The organism is Aeromonas sp. PI_26, from assembly GCF_027854445.1.
GTDB lineage: Bacteria > Pseudomonadota > Gammaproteobacteria > Enterobacterales > Aeromonadaceae > Aeromonas > Aeromonas veronii.
This window is the reverse complement of the sequence record NZ_JAJNOE010000014.1, coordinates 78,856-95,893: the sequence shown is the minus strand read 5'-3', so window position 1 is coordinate 95,893 and position 17,038 is coordinate 78,856. Positions and strand designations below refer to the sequence as shown.

The window sequence follows — 17,038 nt, the reverse complement described above, 5'->3', positions numbered from 1 at the left end:
ATGACCCCTTATTTCAGCGGAGAGTTTTTGCGATCGATGCCGTAGCGCTCGATCTCCTTGTAGGAGACCACGGTGGATTTGCCCTTCTTGGGGTCGACCAGGGTGACCCGGTCGGTACAGGAGTAGCAGGGATCCAGACTGCCGATGATGAGCGGCGCATCCGCCACGGTATTGCCACGCAGCATGTAGCGCAGAGCGGGCCAGTTGGCGTAGGTGGCGGCGCGGCAGCGCCAGCGGAACAGCTTCTGGTTGTCCCCGGTCATGCTCCAGTGGACGTTCTCGCCGCGGGGCGCCTCGGTAAAGCCCAGCGCAAACTTGCCCGGCTGGTAGGTGAACCCTTCGGTCAAAAGCGGCCCTTCCGGCAGGTGCTCAAGGCCGAACTCAATCATGTCGAGGGAGTCGTAGAGCTCGTGGATCCGTACCAGCACCCGGGATTGCACGTCGCAACCCGCCTTGGTCTGGATCTCCATCGGCAGCTCGCGGTAGCCGGCAAAGTCGTGGACCCGGCGCACGTCGCGCTTGAAGCCGCTCGCCCGCACCATGGGGCCGACGCAGCTGAAATCGCGGGCAATTTGCGGCTCGAGCTTGCCGATACCGATGAGGCGGGAGGAGATGTTGGCGGTATCCAGCAGCATGGCCACCAGGGGTTTGAGCTCATCACGCAGTTCGCGCACCAGCTGGGCACCCTTGATGCGATCTTCCTTGAAGATGTCGCGGCGTACCCCGCCAATCAGGTTGAGGCCGTAGGTCTTGCGGGCGCCAGTCAGCAGTTCGGCCAGGGTCATGGATTTTTCCCGCACCCGGAAGAACTGCATGAAGCCGGTGTCGAAACCGGTGAAGTGGCTCGACAGGCCGATGTTGAGGATATGGCTGTGCAGGCGCTCCACCTCCAGCAGCACGGCGCGGATCATCTTGGCCCGCTCCGGCACCGGAATACCCATGGCGTTCTCTACCGAGGTGGTGTAGGCGACGCTGTGGGTAAAGCCGCAGATGCCGCAGACCCGGTCGGTCAGAAACGCCACTTCGTTGTAGCCCATCCGGGTTTCCGCCAGCTTCTCCATGCCGCGATGGACATAGAAGAGGCGATAGTCGGCATCGATGATGTCTTCGCCATCGACGAACAGACGAAAGTGGCCCGGTTCATCCGAGGTGATGTGCAGCGGGCCGACCGGCACGATGCGGTTGGCATCCCTGCCCAGCTCATTGACGAAGGGGTAGGTCTCGGTGTCGGTGGTGGGCATCGGGCGCTGGCGGTAATCCATGGCATCCTTGCGCAGGGGATGAATGTCCTCCGGCCAGTCGTCCGGCAGCACCAGACGGCGTTCGTCCGGCAGGCCGATGGCGCGCAGGCCGTACATGTCGCGGATCTCCCGCTCGCCCCACACCGCCGCCGGAATGGTCGGGGTGATGGAGGGGTACTCCTGGGTATCGGCATCCACCAGCACCTTGACGGTGATCCAGCACTTGGTGTCGCCCTCCATGGAGAAGACGTGGTAGACGGCGAAGTGGCCGTTGAGGCTGCGCTCGTCATTGGCAAAGGAGAGCGGAAGCCAGCCCCCCAGCTGATGGAAGATCAGGCTGGCCGTCTCGACCAGACTGGTGGGCTTGACGGTAATGGTGGCCTGATCGGCGGTTTGCCACTCCTCGTCGACGATGGCGTGGGGCAGTTGTGCTCGCACCTGCTGGATGTAGTCGCAGCCGATGCGATCCGAAATGGCGATGGTCATGCAGTTCTCACTTTAATGTTCGGGAATGAGCATTCACAAATGATGAAATCGGAAAAAGTTGCTGTGCTGGCGGGCATGACTCAGATCCCGACCAGATAGGCGAGCAGCGCCAGCAGAGCCAGCCCCAACCCGTAGCGGGTGAGCTTGTGGGTGCGCACGAACTGGGTACGGGCCATGGCGTTTTCGATGATGCCGGCCAGCAAAAAGGCCACCAGCAGCTTGCAGGCGAGGATCAGCGCCGCGCCGATGAGCGCAGGCAGACTCCAGTTGGCCGCCTTGCCGAAGGGGAGGAAAATCACCAGAAAGAGCTGCACCACCACCAGTTGCTTGAGGCCGATGGAGAGCTTGAGCAGGGCCAGCCCCGCACCGGAGTACTCGGTGAGCGGCCCCTCCTGCAACTCCTGCTCGGCTTCGGCGCAGTCAAAGGGCAGCTTGCCCATCTCGACAAACACCGCGAAGGCGCAGGCGGCACCGGCCAGCAGTGTTGCAACCGGCGCGGCCAGCGGCTGGGTCGCCACATAACTGCTGATGTTGCCCAGATCCGAGCTGCCCACCATCATCGCCATGATGAAGCAGGCGAGCACCAGAATGGGCTCCACCAGAATGCCGAGGGTCAGTTCGCGGCGGGCGCCGATCCCTGCAAACATGCTGCCGCTGTCGAGCCCCGAGAGGGAGAAGAAGAAGCGGAAGATGGCGAACAGATAGATATCGGTGATGAGATCCCCGGCGATGGGGAAGGGGGACTTGTGAGTCAGGGTCGGCAGCGCCATCCCCACCAGCAACAGGGCGGCGATGAGCAGCGCAGGCATCAGGTTGAAGATGATGCCGGCAGGCTCGGGAGTTACCTCCTGACGGCGCAGGAGCTTGGCGATATCCCGGTAATCCTGCAGCAGGCCCGGCCCCTGACGGGAGTGCATCTTGGCCCGCAGCACCCGGTTGAAACCGGTGGCGAGCGGCGCCAGCGCCAGCATGGCGATGGCCTGGGTCAGGGCGAGGGCAACCATGCCCCAGCTCGGCATTTCAAGAACAGGCATATCAGACTCCTACAGCCATCAGGATAAAGAGCGCCAGCACAAGGCCATTTATTAAAGAGAGCAGCGGCCAGCCGGTCGTCCCGCTGGTATCGCTCACCCCGTGCAGGGCGCTGGCCAGATCGAGCTGCGGCTGCTTGCGATAGAGCGGCGCGCAGAGTTGGCGCAAGGTGTGGGTGACACCGCCGGAGGTGAGGCTCATGCGCTCCTCATAGGCGTAACCACAGGCCCACGGGGTGCCAGCGTGACGACGACCCAGCTTGGGGCCCTTGAAGATGGCCAGTACCAGCAGCGGGATGAGGAACAGCCCCAGCAGGGTGATGGCGATAACGGGCGGGGAGAGGATCGCCTGGCTGCTATCGAGTGGCAGCAGGGTGGCGCCGGTGGCGACACTCATCTGGCTGGCAACCAGCGCCTGACCATAGCTGGCGATATGGGGGGCAATCCAGGGGGCGCCCAGACCCAGCACCAGACAGACCGCAGCCAGCAGCAGGGTGCCAGCCACCATGGCGCCCGGTACTTCACGGGCTTGACTCGCTTTTTCGCTGCGCGGTGCGCCGCAGAAGCAGATGCCATACACCTTGACGAAACACATCACCGCCATGGCGCCGGTCACCGCCAGCATCACTACCGCGAGCGGCGCGACGACAGAGGTGCCGAGTTTGGTCATGGAAAGGAGCGACTGGTAGATAAACCACTCGCTGACAAAGCCGTTGAGCGGCGGCAGCGCCGAGATGGCCATGGCGCCGATGAGGAACACCAGCGCAGTCCAGGGCATCAGCTTGGCAAGACCACCCATCTTGTCCATATCCCGGGTGTGCAGGCGGAACATCACAGAGCCGGTGCCCATAAAGAGCAGGCTCTTGAAGATGGCGTGGTTGAGCAGGTGATAGAGGGCGCCGAGCAGCCCCAGCACCACCAGTGCCGGTTGCTGGTTGGCGATGCCGATCATGCCGATCCCCATCCCCATCAGGATGATGCCGATGTTCTCCACAGTGTGGTAGGCGAGCAGCCGCTTGAGGTCATGCTCGGCCAGCGCAAACAGCACCCCGAGCACTGCCGAGCAGGCGCCGAAGATCAGCACCACATAGCCCCACCAGAGCTGGCTGGCGCCGAGAAAATCGATACTGACCCGCAAGATGCCAAAGAGACCCAGCTTTACCATCACGCCGGACATCAGCGCCGAGATATGGGAGGGGGCAACGGGCTCGGCCACCGGCAGCCAGCCGTGCAGCGGCACGAAACCGGCGCGCAGGCCAAAGCCGCAGAAGCTGAGCAGGAACACCAGAGAGGCCAATGCGCCCGCCAGATGGTGCTCGCGCAGCGCAGCGAACTCCAGCGAGCCGCTTTCGCGGCAGAGCAGCCAGAAGGCGATCAGCACCAGTGCCATGCCGATATGGTTCATCACCAGATAGAGGCGGCTCTGTTTGGCGGCTTCCGGGTTGGTCTTGACCAGCCAGTAGGTGGTGAGGGTCACCAGCTCGTAGCAGAGCAAGAAACCGAGCGCGTTGTCGGCCAGCACCATGCCCACCATGGCAAAGAGGAAGAGGTTCATCAGCGCGCCGATGGCCACATCCCCCTTGCCCTGATATTCGCGGATATAGGCAAAGGAGTAGAGGGCGACGGCGACCCCGACGGTGCTAATCACCAGCAGCATCAGCGCGGAGAGCATATCGAGGTGAACCGAACCCAGCAGCCAGAGCTGGCCATCGACGGGGGCGCCTTGGGCAAAGATCTGGATGGCGGCGATGAGGCCCGCGAGCGAGCCCAGCAGGGCAAGGCCGCTATTGAGGCGGTTGGCCAGTACGGGCAGCTTTTGCAGCAGCAAACCGGCGGCAGCGCCCAGCAAAAAGAGCAGGAGCGTGGCCATAACAAGGGGGGACAACATCAGCGAACTCCCTCTGTGGTGGATAAATCGGATGCAGGGAGCGCCGTGGCAGGCGCAGAGAAGGCAGAGGCCCCTTGCGGGTTGGTGTCGGCCGCTTGCTGGCGACGGATACGGGCGGCGCGTTCGGTGTCGCCGTCATTGACCAGCTTCAGCGCCTGGGAGGGGCAGGCACCGACACAGGCGGGGCCTTCGGCGCGAAACTCGCACAGGTCACACTTGACCGCGATGCTGCGCACGCCCGGCTCCCAGCTCAGCAGATCCTCGCCAAAGCAGCGCAGGCCGGCAGAGGTGGAGGGGTTGCTGGAGCGGATGGAGCAGGGGATATAGGTGTCGTAACTGGTAGCCATGGCCACCGGACGGCTGCCGCCGCTCTGGATGGCGCCAAAGGGGCAGGCCACGGCGCAGAGATTGCAGCCGATGCAGAGTGACTCGTTGAGTTGCACGCAATCGCCGGTTTGGCGAATTGCCTCGACCGGGCACACCTTGATGCAGGGGGCATCGTCACAGTGACGGCACTGAACCGGCATGGTCGCCTGCTCGTGTCGCATAACGGTTAAACGGGGGGCTTGCTGCAAACCTTGCGCCTTGTGTACCTCGCTGCAGGCCGCCATACAGGTGCCACAGCCGATACAAAGCTTGGGGTCAGCGATAACGAAGCGGTTCATAGCCTACCTTGTCGTGTCGCGAACGGAGAAAGTAGGGGCTGGTTGGCAAGATACGGGCCAGATTGGTTTTTGCAGCGAAATTGGTTTTAAGTGGCTGTTTTTAAATAAATAAAAATCTCCATGGGATTGGTTGAAAGGGCTGGTATGGCTGTCGAACTGTGACGTTCGTCACTTGTGACGAAGCCGCCCGGAGGGTTCGTCACCCCGGAAAATGCAGCATGAGTAGGGTGCAAAGAACGGAGTGCATTGCACCGCTCTCCAACATATGTGTGCGGTGCACGGCGCTGCGCTTGTTGCACCCTACGGCTGTTGTGTGAGGGGAAATGAGCTGGTTCGATTTGCCGTGGTTTGCTCCCTTCTCCCCTTGCGGGAGAAGGGTTGGGGATGAGGGGGCCAGTCATTGGGGTTAACGGAAACAAGAGAGGGAGGCCAATGCCTCCCTCTCTATTTGCTGACGTTTTCTATGCCATCAACCCGCCATCAGATATCCACCTGGGATCCAAGTTCGATAACCCGATTGGGCGGGATCTCGAACTGATCCGGGGCGCGCAGGGCGTTGCGCTGCAGCAGCATAAAGAGCTTGCCGCGCAGATAGAGATACCAGGGGCGGTCTTTCATGATGAGCGACTCGTGGGCCATAAAGAACGAGGTCTCCATCATCCGGCAGCTCAGCCCCTCGGCGTTGCAGCGGTGGAAGATCTCCTCCACGTTCGGGGTCTCGCGCCAGCCATAGCTTGCAACCACCCGCCAGAAGGTGGGGGAGAGCTGCTCGATGCAGACCCGGCGCACATTGTGGACGTAGGGCACATCCTCCACCCGCAGGGTGAGCAGGATGATCCGCTCGTGCAGCACCTTGTTGTGCTTGAGGTTGTGCAGCAACGCATGGGGGATCACATTGACCACCCGCGACATATAGACGGCAGTGCCGGCCACCCGGGTCGGCGGGGATTTCTCCAGCGAAGCGATCATCGGCTCAAGGGAGTTGCCGTGCTCGTTCAGGCGGCGAATAAGCTGGAAACGCTCGCTCTTCCAGCTGGTCATCACGGTGAACATCACCGCGCCCAGAGTGAGCGGCAGCCAGCCACCGGAGAAGATCTTGGCGAGGTTGGCGGCAAACAGCGGCACGTCGATACAGAGCAGCGCGGCAAACAGGATGGCCACCAGATACTTGTTCCAGTGCCAGCTGTTCTTGGCCACCGAGCAGGAGAGGATGGAGGTAAGCACCATGGTGCCGGTCACGGCGATGCCGTAGGCCGCCGCCAGATTGCTGGAGTGCTCGAAGCTCATGATGACGATCACCACCGAGATATAGAGCATCCAGTTGATGACCGGAATATAGATCTGGCCGGACTCCTGCTCTGAGGTATGAACGATGCGAATGGGGGAGAGATAACCGAGCCGCACTGCCTGACGGGTCAGGGAAAAGACCCCGGAGATCACCGCCTGGGAGGCGATCACCGTCGCCATGGTTGCCAGCAGCAGCAGCGGCACCAGCGCCCATTTCGGCGCGAGCAGGAAGAAGGGGTTGGCAATGGCGGCAGGATTGCTCAGCAGCAGCGCCCCCTGACCGAAGTAGTTAAGCACCAGAGAGGGCAACACCACGATAAACCAGGCGAGGCGAATTGGATTCTTGCCGAAGTGGCCCATATCCGCGTAGAGCGCCTCCACCCCGGTGATGGCCAGCACCACGGCGCCGAGGGCAAAGAAGGAGGTGGTCTGGTACTGGATAAAGAAGCGTACCGCCCAGATGGGGTTGAGCGCACCCAGCACCTCGGGGTTGTGGATGATGCCGCGCAGCCCCAGCACCGCCAGCGTCATAAACCAGATCAGCATGATGGGGGCAAACAGCTTGCCCACCATGGCGGTGCCATGTTTCTGGATGGCGAACAGCAGGGTCAGCACCAGCACTGAGAGGGTGACGATATAGGGGTCGAGGGCGGGGGTGAGAATGCTCAGACCCTCGATGGCCGACATCACCGACATCGCCGGGGTGATCACCACCTCGCCATAGAAGAAGCTGCCGCCAATCAGGCCGAGGATGATCAGCAGCGGCGTCCAGCGGGTGGAGGCGTTGCGGGTCGCCAGCGACATCAGGGTGAGAATGCCACCCTCACCGGCGTTGTCGGCCCGCATCACAAAGGAGAGGTACTTGACCGACACCACCAGGATCAGCAGCCAGAAGATCAGCGAGAGAAAGCCGAGAATGGAGGCCGGCTCGACGCCGAACCCGAATTGACCTGACAGGCACTCGCGCAAGGTATAGAGCGGGCTGGTGCCGATATCGCCATAGACTACGCCAATCGCCGCCAGCATGACGCCGGACATGGCTTGTTGTTTATCACAGTTCATGAGTTCATCTTGTCAGTTTGATGTTTACACGTTTGCCAACGCACCGCTGCCCGACCTACCAGGAAAGTCGTGATATTTAATCGGGAGAGAATTAATGGATTGCGATGGGAAAGGGCGCTAACGGAATAGTGAGCTGCTTGTCATGGAACACAGTCTGTTCATCTGTCATTAAGCTTATAATGACACACACTCTGCGGGACTATGCTCAGTTATAAATAATCAAAAGTTCAATTTGAGTAAGAGAATTAATTATCCGGTGATTGAAATGGGCTGCGATAATGCAGACAACTGTTTGTTTTATCTAGCGAAGTGGTTTGGCTAAAATCTTTTTCCAAAATGGATAATAAATAGACGATAAAGTAATCGCTAATTAAATGCTGGCAGGATGGCAAAGGGGAGGTGGTGGGTAGCAATGGAGTCTTTATTTGCTAAAGGAGGAAAAGGTAGGGGGCAATGAACGAAGTGAATTGCACCTCTAATTAAAAATGCAGAGGTGCAATGCGCTGCGCTTATTACACCCTACGATACTGTGGAGAGTAAGGCTGTAGTTGCATCAATGCCAATGAATGTTGGCAAATCAAATTCTCCGCTAGGCATATCGGAAATATCAATTGATCCAATGGATTGGCCAACAATCACCTCCCATGGTTTATTGTAATCACAAATAGCACAAATTAATTGTCTGATTTCTTTTATTTTTATATTTCTCATTCTGTCTTGCGAAGTGATCAATTCTTGAATTTTGTTTACACAACTATGATGCGGGTTTTGTTTAATCCAATTATCTGCGGAATCTTTAAAAGAGTCCCATGTTTTTCCCATTCTTTGCAACACTTGGTCAGTTACTAATAAATTTTCGACAGCATAACATTTCAGCCTGAACCTAGTGAGCGACTTAATAGGTGGTAAGTCATCTATTATTCCATCGCCATCTCGGAGAGAGTATGCTTTAGGCTCATCATATAGAGAGTTGATCATATCTGCTGTAAAATTTTCAAGTTGTGTTTGTTGATCAACTGATGTTGAAATAACAGGAAATAGCTTTATTTTACCTTGGGATGTTCTAGCGGCTTGTTGCCAGACTCGCTCATCATCCTCCCCTTCAATAATAAGCATGATATCTTGATTAAGGCTTAATGATAATGGATGGCCAAAGAAAGGTGCAATCTTCTTTATTTGGTGACTGACATCTTTGAATAAAACATGATGAGAACCAAAGTTTTTTGTACCTATAGTAGCCTGATTCGACTGGGAGAGTGCACAAATCAAAGGAGTGCTGTGAGTTGCCAATATAATTGATACGCTTGTATTAGGTTGTTCATTTAAGTTTTCAACTAAATTAATAATGAACTTTGCAAGCCTTGCTTGTAAGTCTGGATGTAAATGAACATCTGGTTCATCTAGCAAGAGAATGTTTTTCTTTTCTTTTTTCAGATTATCAAAGAAGTACATTATTTCTACTGCAAGAGCAACAGACTCTGACTCACCACTGCTTATATTATCCGGTTGGATAATATCCCCATCGTGGTTTTTAAAGATAAAATCTGAGCCTTCTAAATGTATTGTAAGATTTAATAAAAGCCTATTGATGCTATCTAGCCTTTCTGTACGGAAGTTTCTTGAACTATCAAGTCTTATTTCAGGGTTGTCTTGTAGTTTTCTTAAGTATGCCGTTTCAACTTCTCTTAGAAGGTTGGCTGAAGCTGCTTTGAAATTTTGAGCTTGGTTCATTCTCCTTGCATATTTAATCCAGTCAGGATTATTCTCCATGTTTGTTAATATATTGCCATCTCTTTTGAATACGCCAGCTCGTTCTGGGCTAATATATCTAACATAATAATCACCATTATTAGTTGAGTATTCATCAATTGCTCGTAACAAACGACTTTTACCAGCACCATTTCTTCCCATCAATACGTTAATCTTTTTCAATCCATCAATTTTAATTTCATTCATTTCTAATGTGTTCATTATTATTCCTGTTTATGTAAAAAGAAACATGTTCTAATTGTTTTCAATTGTTCTAGCTATTCTATGGTAATGATTTTATCGGTAATTGATTGCAATATAGAGCATGCTATCCAGTAGATTAAAAAATAGAAGTGGGATGCGTTGGAAACCTGATCTGGCTCAACAAATCAGTCAATGGGCGGCCTATTTTTGTTCGATTTGACTTGATGATCACCTGCCAGCTCGATAGCAAAACCAAACAACTTGGCCACCGCCGCAAGCGTTTTTTGCATGCTGCACAGCCCATTTTTGGCCCTTGCTATGGCTTTTCTCCCTGAGTTTCCTTCCTCCACTTGCCCGGTTTGGGGCGGCCGATCCTGGCTGCAAACGCCTTCGAACTGCTCCTTATGCGGCTGGGGCAGGGTCTGGTCAGCCGGTGTCGAGCTCGTCACTTTTGTCGTGTCGATCACACTTCCCACCCGTCGTCACCCTCGTCAGGGATGGCAATCAGCACGAAAATTTTTCTGATTACTTCTTTATTTTCAGTTGGTTGTGATTTTTTATCGCGCCATTCTCCCGTTTTGGTCTGATAAATGCTTTGTGGGGGGCTGGCCGCCTCTTTGCCTGTCGGCGGGCGGCCCGGTGTAACGAACCATTTAGGATCCCTCTCTATGAACAGCTTCGTGATTGCAGATCCCAGTCTCTGTATTGGGTGTCGTACCTGTGAGGTGGCCTGCGCCGTTTCACACCAGTCAGGGTCTTGCAGCGGGACCCTTGAGCGGGAGGGCGGCCTGCATCTTGCCATCGAGGATGGACATCTGGTCTCCAAGGACTGCTACTTTCAGCCGCGCCTGAAGGTGATCGTGGGCAGCAAGGTGACCACGCCGGTGCTCTGCCGCCAGTGTGAAGACAAGCCGTGCGCCATGGCCTGCCCGAACAATGCCATCGTCAGCGAGGATGGCTGCGTCAAGGTGTTGCAGGAGCGCTGCATCGGCTGCAAGTCCTGCGTGGTGGCCTGTCCTTACGGCGCCATGGCGGTGGTGCTCAAAGAGGTGGCACCCGCTGGCGATCCGCTCTTCAAGCGTCCGCAGACCAAGGCGCAGGCGCTCAAGTGCGATCTCTGCCGTCACCGCGAGGCGGGCCCGGCCTGTGTCGAGGTGTGTCCGACCCAGGCGCTGCGGCTGGTCACGCCGGAGCATCTTGAAAACCTGAACCGGCAGAAGCAGCTGGCCAGTGCCGAGGCACTGCTGGCGATGCCGGCGCGGGTGTGAGCGGGCTTGCCGAGCCGTTTTTCGTTAACAAACAAGAGTGTGAGTCATGAAAAAAGTCATTACCGTGTGCCCCTATTGCGGCACCGGTTGCAAAATCAACCTGCTGGTTGAAAACGACAAGGTGGTGGGGGCCGAAGGCGCCAACGGCCGGACCAACGAGGGGCAGCTCTGCCTCAAGGGCTATTACGGTTGGGATTTTTTGAACGACACCAACCTGCTGACCCCCCGTCTCAAGAGCCCGATGATCCGCCGCGAGCGCGGTGGCAAGTTCGAGGCAGTCTCCTGGGATGAAGCGATCGAGTTCGCCAGCAGCCGTCTCTCTGCCATCAAGGCGAAATATGGCCCGGACGCCATCATGACCACCGGCTCTGCCCGTGGCCCCGGCAATGAAGCCAACTATGTGATGCAGAAATTTGCCCGTGCAGTGATTGGGACGAACAACGTCGACCACTGCGCGAGGGTGTGACACGCACCCTCAGTCTCCGGTCTGGAGACAACTGTAGGCAACGGCGCCATGAGCAACGCCATTCCCGAAATTCAAGAGACCAAGTGCCTGCTGGTATTTGGTTACAACGCTGCTGACTCTCACCCCATCGTCGCTCGCCATATCCTCAAGGCGAAGGCAAACGGGGCCAAGGTGATTGTGTGTGATCCCCGTATGGTGGAGACCGCCCGTATCGCCGATCAGTGGCTGCCGCTCAAAAACGGTTCCAACATGGCGCTGGTTAACGCCTTCGCCAACGTGTTGATTAACGAAGGGCTCTACAACAAGGCATTTGTCGCCAACTACACCGAAGGGTTCGAGACCTTCAAGGCGACGGTGGCCAAGTACACCCCGGAATATGTGGAGGGGATCACTGGCCTCAAAGCCGCCGATATCCGCGCCGCCATTCGCACCTATGCCGAGTCGCCTGCGTCCATGATCCTGTGGGGCATGGGGGTGACCCAGTACGGTCAGGCGGTGGACGTGGTCAAGGGGCTGGCGGGTCTGGCGTTGCTGACCGGCAACTTCGGTCGCCGCGGCACCGGTTGCGGGCCGGTGCGCGGTCAGAACAACGTGCAGGGCACCTGTGACATGGGGATGCTGCCGCACCAGTTCCCGGGTTATCAGTCGGTGGCCGATCCCGCCATCAGCGCCAAGTTCGCCAAGGCGTGGGGCGTGGAGTCACTCTCCCAAAAGCCCGGCTATCGCCTGACGGAGCTTGGCCACAAGGTGGAGGAGGGCAAGTGCAAGGCCTTCTACATCTTCGGTGAAGATCCGGCCCAGACCGAGGCAGATCTCGGTCAGTTCCGCCGCACTCTGGCGGGGATGGAGCTGGTGATCGTGCAGGATATCTTCATGACCCAGACTGCCGAGATGGCCGACGTTATTCTGCCCGCCACCAGCTGGGGCGAGCATGAAGGGGTCTACAGCTCGGCGGATCGCGGCTTCCAGCGTTTCTACAAGGCGGTGACGCCCCCCGAGAACGTGAAACCGGACTGGGCCATCTTCTCGTTGATGGCGACCGCCATGGGTTATCCCATGGAGTACCACAACACCGAAGAGATCTGGGACGAGATGCGTGCGCTCTGTCCGCTCTATGCCGGGGTCAGCTACGACAAGATGGCCGATCTCAAGAGCGTGCAGTGGCCTTGCCCGACCGAGGATCACCCGGGCACCAGCACTCTGTTCGAGGGGAATGTGTTCACCACCCCGAGCGGCAAGGGTCAGCTGATCGCCTCCGAGTGGCGGCCGCCGCTGGAGCAGCCCTGTGCCGAGTACCCGCTGGTGCTCTCCACCGTGCGCGAGGTAGGTCACTACTCCTGCCGCTCCATGACCGGCAACTGCTCGGCGCTGCAAACCCTGGCCGATGAGCCGGGCTATGTGCAGATCCACCCGAGCGATGCCAAAAAGCTTGGGGTGAAGGATCAGGCGCTGGTCTGGATCTCGTCGCGCCGTGGCAAGGTAATTACCCGGGCCAACTACAACGACCGGGTCAACGCCGGGGTGGTCTACATGACCTACCAGTGGTGGATCGGGGCCTGCAACGAGCTCACCATCGAGCACGTCGATCCCGTCTCCCATACGCCGGAGTACAAGTACTGCGCGGTTAAGATCGAGCGCATTGACAATCAGCCTGAGGCGGAAGTGTACGTCCAGACTGAATACAGCGCGCTCAAGGCGAAATTGCGCAGCGCAGCCAAGGGCTGATCGCCCTAAAAACGAGGTTCTGCACAAATAAGGGAACCCGACTCGGATTTATCGAGTCGGGCACCCTTTTATTACCCAAAGAAAGGGGAGTAAATGATGCAACATGAAATTGGTCGCTTATTCGGACTTTTCTATATTGGCACCTATCTGGCGGCGATATTGCTGGGAATAGGTTGCTATATTTGGCGCGACGAGATGATATTTCTGCTGGGCTTCGGTTTTTTCGGCTGTTTTATGGCAGCAAGGCTCGCCATGAGCAGCGTATTTTCTGCCTTGAGTATTTCCAGTGCCTGGCTGATCGGGTTTATCTCCACCACCTTGATCAACGGCCTGCTGTTGGGGGTGATCACCCTGCTGGTCTACCTCACTCACCAGTGCGTCTCGGTTGAGCTTGCCGACAACGCCAGCTGGCTGCTGCTCGCCTTTCAGGGCTTCTCCGCGCTCTTTATTCTGGGCGGTTTGAAGTGCTGCCACACCCGACTTGTCACCTCGTGAGTGACCACCGAGCGGTGTTTCGAATGATGCCTTTATTGCACAGCAAAGGGGAGGCAACAGAGAGATCTGACAGTTGACAATGGCCCCTTGTGCGGCCACCAATCCATTATTCAATCTGCGATGTAATTATTGCCTGAATATGGCAACCAGATATATTAAATCGGATTGTAATGAAATTTGAGCTCATCTATGATGAGTCGCCATTCCAATAATAATCACCCGATGACAATGTTATTTTTTGTTATCGTTCGTTAATAACAACGGTGGAATTGCAACATGCGACAAGTGTCGTCACCGCCTTCCTTTTGGCAGCGTGGATAGTGCGCTGCGGCTATTAATTCTGGTGAAACGCTTGTGTCGCGATGCGATGGCATGGACAGCCTGACTGGTGACTGAAATTGATATAACGTGAGGCCGCAATGCTTACTGTGAGTGCCATCCCCCTGGACGAGATATCTCCCATCTGGGACGACGGTTTCCTCCTGCTCTCCAAATCCCTCCTGTCGGCCGTGACGCTCGATGACTTTATCCACAAACTCAACAAGATAGATGCCGGCTTTGGCGGCGTAACCCGGGTCAACCTGATCCTCAACCGGGGATCCGGCGAGGAGGCCACTTTCTGTTATATGGGAGAGAGCGGCCCAAAGCACCTTGTCTGCCGCAAGGCAGACCTGCACGCTCCCACTGATGGCACCGAGCAGGCGATCATCCTGCCTGCCGCCCGTTTTGCCAACCGCTGTGCCCCCCTTGCTGCCGAAGGGATTTATGAGGGGCTGCGCTCCTACTGCCAGCTCCCCATCACCACCGCCCGCAGCCATCTGGGCGGGGTCGAGTTCATCAATACCCGCCTCGACAGCTTCACCATGGAGACCTTGGCCAAGCTGACCCAGCTTGCCGCCATCATCGCCATTGCGCTGGAGAACGTGCAGGACAAGGAGCGCACTCTGGAGCAGGCCAACTCCTTGCGCCTTGAGCGCGACAGCTGCAAAATTCTGGTGGATGTGACTAATGCGGTGATTAAATTAGTGCGCATCGCCGAGCTGCCCAAGAGCCTGTTTGCCATCCTGCACCACCACTTTGGCATCAGCAGCCTCTGTCTGGCCGAGTACAACGCCACCTCCGACAGCTTCAAGAGCTATCTGGTCAACCAGCAGCAGAGCGAGCAGCCGGGGATCATCGATCATTCGTGTTTTGAGAAGAACTGCTTGCAGGGGGCGCTGCGCCACAGCGAGCCCTTCTTCGTTTACCGCGAGCAGGGCCACGGCTGCCAGTCGAGCTGCCGCTTTACCTCCCAGATCCTGCCCCCCGATGCCGACAGCTCCTGTATTTTGCCGCTGCGCTATCAGGGCAATCTGCTGGGGGTGCTGATCCTCTCTCACCCAGAGGCCAACTTCTTCGCCGATATCGATATCTCCCTGCTGGAGCAGGTGGCAGCGCGCACGGCCATTGCCATGAACAACGTGCAGGCGCAGCAGGAGATCTCCAACACCAACGGTGCCAAAGAGAAGACCATTCGCATCAACGAGCCGCAGATGCAGGGGGAGTTCCCCCACATCATCTACCAGAGTGCGGTGATGGCGAACGTGCTGGAGAAGGTGCGGCTGGTGGCCGAGAGCGACAGCACCGTTCTGATCCTCGGCGAGACCGGCACCGGCAAGGAGCTGATCGCCCAGGCCATTCACGCCCTGAGTGCCCGCCACGATCACGAGATGGTGAAGGTGAACTGCGCCGCTATCCCGACCGGCCTAATCGAAAGCGATCTGTTTGGCCACGAGAAGGGGGCCTTTACCGGCGCCCTGACCCAGCGCATCGGCCGCTTCGAGCGGGCCCACAAGGGTACCCTGTTCCTCGATGAAGTGGGGGATATGCCGCTGGATCTGCAGCCCAAACTCTTGCGGGTATTGCAGGAGCACGAGCTGGAGCGGGTCGGCAACAGCAACCCCATCGCAGTGGATGTGCGGCTGGTGGCCGCCACCAACTGCGATCTGCTCTCCATGGTCAAGAACAAGCGCTTTCGCAGCGACCTCTACTACCGGCTCAATGTCTTTCCCATCGAGCTGCCGCCCCTGCGCGAGCGGCGCGAGGATATTCCGCTCTTGGTCAACTTCTTCGTCAGAAAGATTGCCAAGCGGATGCGCCGCACCATCACCGCCATCCCCGCCGATGCGATGAAGATGCTGGTGTCGCTGCCGTGGTACGGCAATATCCGCGAGCTGGAGAACGTCATCGAGCGCGCCGTGGTGATGACCCGCGGTCACGTGCTCAACCTCTCGCCGGAGGAGCTGATGCCCCTCAAGGGTTACCACAAGATTGAGACCCTGGTCTATGACGAACCCGCCACACCGCTCTTTGCCGAGGGGCCGGAGGATGAGCGCGAGGCGATCATCGCCGCCCTGCGCGACTGCAACGGCATAGTCGCTGGTGAGCGGGGGGCGGCCAACCGCCTCGGCATGAAGCGCACGACCTTGCTCTCCAAGATGAAGCGGCTCGGCATTTCGGCCCGGGATCCCGAGATCATTGACGGGGTCGCACCATGAGAGAGCTACTTGAGCTTGAGGCGCGGGGCGAGCAGAGAGAACAGAGCGAGCAGAGCGAACAGAACGAGCTGGCCCGCTGCGCCATCCACCGCGAGGTGGTGCACTACCGCGCCGATACCTTGACCTGCGACAGCGAGATGGAGCTGCCCTCCGAGACGCCGGTGGCGCTGGTCTATAACGGCATCGCCCACAGCGTGATGATGTGCTCGGCCTCCGATCTGGAGGATTTCGCCATCGGTTTCTCGCTATCCGAGGGGGTCATCGACAGCCTGCTCGATATCCATGACATCGAGCAGATCGACGGCTGTCAGGGGATTGAGCTGCATATCACCCTGGCCAACCGCTGCGTCCATCGCCTTAAAGAGAAGCGGCGCACCCTGGCGGGCCGTACCGGTTGCGGCATCTGTGGCAGCGAGAGTCTGGATCAGGTGATCCGCACCCAGCCAGAGCTGCCCGACAGTCAGCGTCTGGCGGTGGGCCATATCGACAAGGTATTGACCGCGCTGCGCCCGCTCCAGCTATTGGGCCAGCGCACCGGCGCCACCCATGCGGCAGTGCATCTGGATGGTGAGGGCAACATTCTCGCCATTCGCGAGGATGTGGGGCGCCATATTGCGCTGGACAAGCTGGTGGGGCACTTGTGCCGCGCTGGTCGCCGTGACGGTGCCATTCTGGTGACAAGCCGCGCCAGCTTCGAGATGGTGCAAAAGTGCGCCTGCGCCGGGGTCGAGATCTTGCTCGCCATCTCGGCTGCCACCGAGCTCGCGGTCGAGCGGGCCGAGCAGACCGGGCTCACCCTGGTGGGTTTTTGCCGCCCCGGGCGGGCCGAGATCTACAGCGGGTGCCAGCGTATCCTGCTCAAGTAATGGCAAGGCCGTGAACTCGCTAAACGGGTCATGAAAACTGGCAATAAAAAAGGGCGGGGAGTGTGACT

The 17,038-nt window shown here is 57.8% G+C and carries 12 protein-coding genes; 5 read left to right on the top strand and 7 right to left on the bottom strand.

Annotation, left to right across the window (positions count from 1 at the left end):
• Positions 1-8: 8 nt before the first annotated feature.
• The 7 genes from LRL22_RS15115 to LRL22_RS15085 all read right to left on the bottom strand — a co-directional run bounded on the left by LRL22_RS15115 (position 9) and on the right by LRL22_RS15085 (position 10,080).
• Positions 9-1,727 (bottom strand): hydrogenase large subunit, encoded by a 1,719-nt coding sequence (locus LRL22_RS15115; protein WP_270905733.1) that lies wholly within the window; start codon positions 1,725-1,727, stop codon positions 9-11.
• A gap of 80 nt (positions 1,728-1,807) precedes the next feature.
• Positions 1,808-2,761: a respiratory chain complex I subunit 1 family protein gene (locus tag LRL22_RS15110; RefSeq protein ID WP_270905732.1), complete on the bottom strand. Its 954-nt coding sequence runs from the start codon at positions 2,759-2,761 to the stop codon at positions 1,808-1,810.
• A 1-nt stretch (position 2,762) separates the two neighbouring features.
• Positions 2,763-4,646, bottom strand: a complete 1,884-nt coding sequence (hyfB, locus tag LRL22_RS15105; protein ID WP_270905731.1) for a hydrogenase 4 subunit B — start codon at positions 4,644-4,646, stop codon at positions 2,763-2,765.
• On the bottom strand, positions 4,646-5,311 hold the full coding sequence (locus tag LRL22_RS15100) for a 4Fe-4S dicluster domain-containing protein (protein WP_270905730.1): 666 nt from the start codon (positions 5,309-5,311) through the stop codon (positions 4,646-4,648). Before LRL22_RS15100 ends, hyfB begins: the two co-directional genes overlap by 1 nt.
• A 480-nt stretch (positions 5,312-5,791) precedes the next feature.
• On the bottom strand, positions 5,792-7,660 hold the full coding sequence (gene kup, locus LRL22_RS15095) for a low affinity potassium transporter Kup (protein ID WP_024944982.1): 1,869 nt from the start codon (positions 7,658-7,660) through the stop codon (positions 5,792-5,794).
• A gap of 519 nt (positions 7,661-8,179) precedes the next feature.
• Entirely contained in the window at positions 8,180-9,631 is a 1,452-nt protein-coding gene (locus LRL22_RS15090; protein ID WP_270905729.1) for an AAA family ATPase, read from the bottom strand.
• Between the two features lie 167 nt (positions 9,632-9,798).
• Positions 9,799-10,080, bottom strand: coding sequence for a hypothetical protein (locus tag LRL22_RS15085; RefSeq protein WP_270905728.1), 282 nt, complete (start codon positions 10,078-10,080; stop codon positions 9,799-9,801).
• 201 nt (positions 10,081-10,281) lie between these two features.
• Here LRL22_RS15085 and LRL22_RS15080 point away from each other — a divergent pair, with 201 nt between their 5' ends.
• From LRL22_RS15080 to fdhD, 5 genes are all read left to right on the top strand, one after another.
• Complete coding sequence (locus LRL22_RS15080; protein WP_270905727.1) at positions 10,282-10,881, top strand: 4Fe-4S dicluster domain-containing protein; 600 nt, start codon at positions 10,282-10,284, stop codon at positions 10,879-10,881.
• Positions 10,882-10,927: 46 nt separating this feature from the next.
• A complete protein-coding gene (gene fdhF, locus LRL22_RS15075) occupies positions 10,928-13,072 on the top strand; it encodes a formate dehydrogenase subunit alpha (protein WP_081376060.1) in 2,145 nt (714 codons plus the stop codon).
• A gap of 252 nt (positions 13,073-13,324) precedes the next feature.
• Positions 13,325-13,567, top strand: coding sequence for a hypothetical protein (locus tag LRL22_RS15070; protein WP_270905726.1), 243 nt, complete (start codon positions 13,325-13,327; stop codon positions 13,565-13,567).
• A gap of 419 nt (positions 13,568-13,986) precedes the next feature.
• Positions 13,987-16,104: a sigma 54-interacting transcriptional regulator gene (locus LRL22_RS15065; RefSeq protein WP_041207586.1), complete on the top strand. Its 2,118-nt coding sequence runs from the start codon at positions 13,987-13,989 to the stop codon at positions 16,102-16,104.
• A complete protein-coding gene (gene fdhD / locus LRL22_RS15060) occupies positions 16,101-16,970 on the top strand; it encodes a formate dehydrogenase accessory sulfurtransferase FdhD (RefSeq protein ID WP_270905725.1) in 870 nt (289 codons plus the stop codon). The genes LRL22_RS15065 and fdhD overlap by 4 nt, the downstream gene beginning before the upstream one ends.
• Positions 16,971-17,038 lie beyond the last annotated feature (68 nt).

Coding starts and splice junctions, on each gene's coding strand:
- LRL22_RS15110 (WP_270905732.1), bottom strand. CDS start 2,761: ATGCCTGTTCTTGAAATGCCGAGCTGGGGCATGGTTGCCCTCGCCCTG.
- LRL22_RS15070 (WP_270905726.1), top strand. CDS start 13,325: ATGAGCAGCGTATTTTCTGCCTTGAGTATTTCCAGTGCCTGGCTGATC.
- LRL22_RS15065 (WP_041207586.1), top strand. CDS start 13,987: ATGCTTACTGTGAGTGCCATCCCCCTGGACGAGATATCTCCCATCTGG.
- LRL22_RS15090 (WP_270905729.1), bottom strand. CDS start 9,631: ATGAACACATTAGAAATGAATGAAATTAAAATTGATGGATTGAAAAAG.
- fdhD (WP_270905725.1), top strand. CDS start 16,101: ATGAGAGAGCTACTTGAGCTTGAGGCGCGGGGCGAGCAGAGAGAACAG.
- kup (WP_024944982.1), bottom strand. CDS start 7,660: ATGAACTGTGATAAACAACAAGCCATGTCCGGCGTCATGCTGGCGGCG.
- LRL22_RS15080 (WP_270905727.1), top strand. CDS start 10,282: ATGAACAGCTTCGTGATTGCAGATCCCAGTCTCTGTATTGGGTGTCGT.
- hyfB (WP_270905731.1), bottom strand. CDS start 4,646: ATGTTGTCCCCCCTTGTTATGGCCACGCTCCTGCTCTTTTTGCTGGGC.
- LRL22_RS15115 (WP_270905733.1), bottom strand. CDS start 1,727: ATGACCATCGCCATTTCGGATCGCATCGGCTGCGACTACATCCAGCAG.
- LRL22_RS15100 (WP_270905730.1), bottom strand. CDS start 5,311: ATGAACCGCTTCGTTATCGCTGACCCCAAGCTTTGTATCGGCTGTGGC.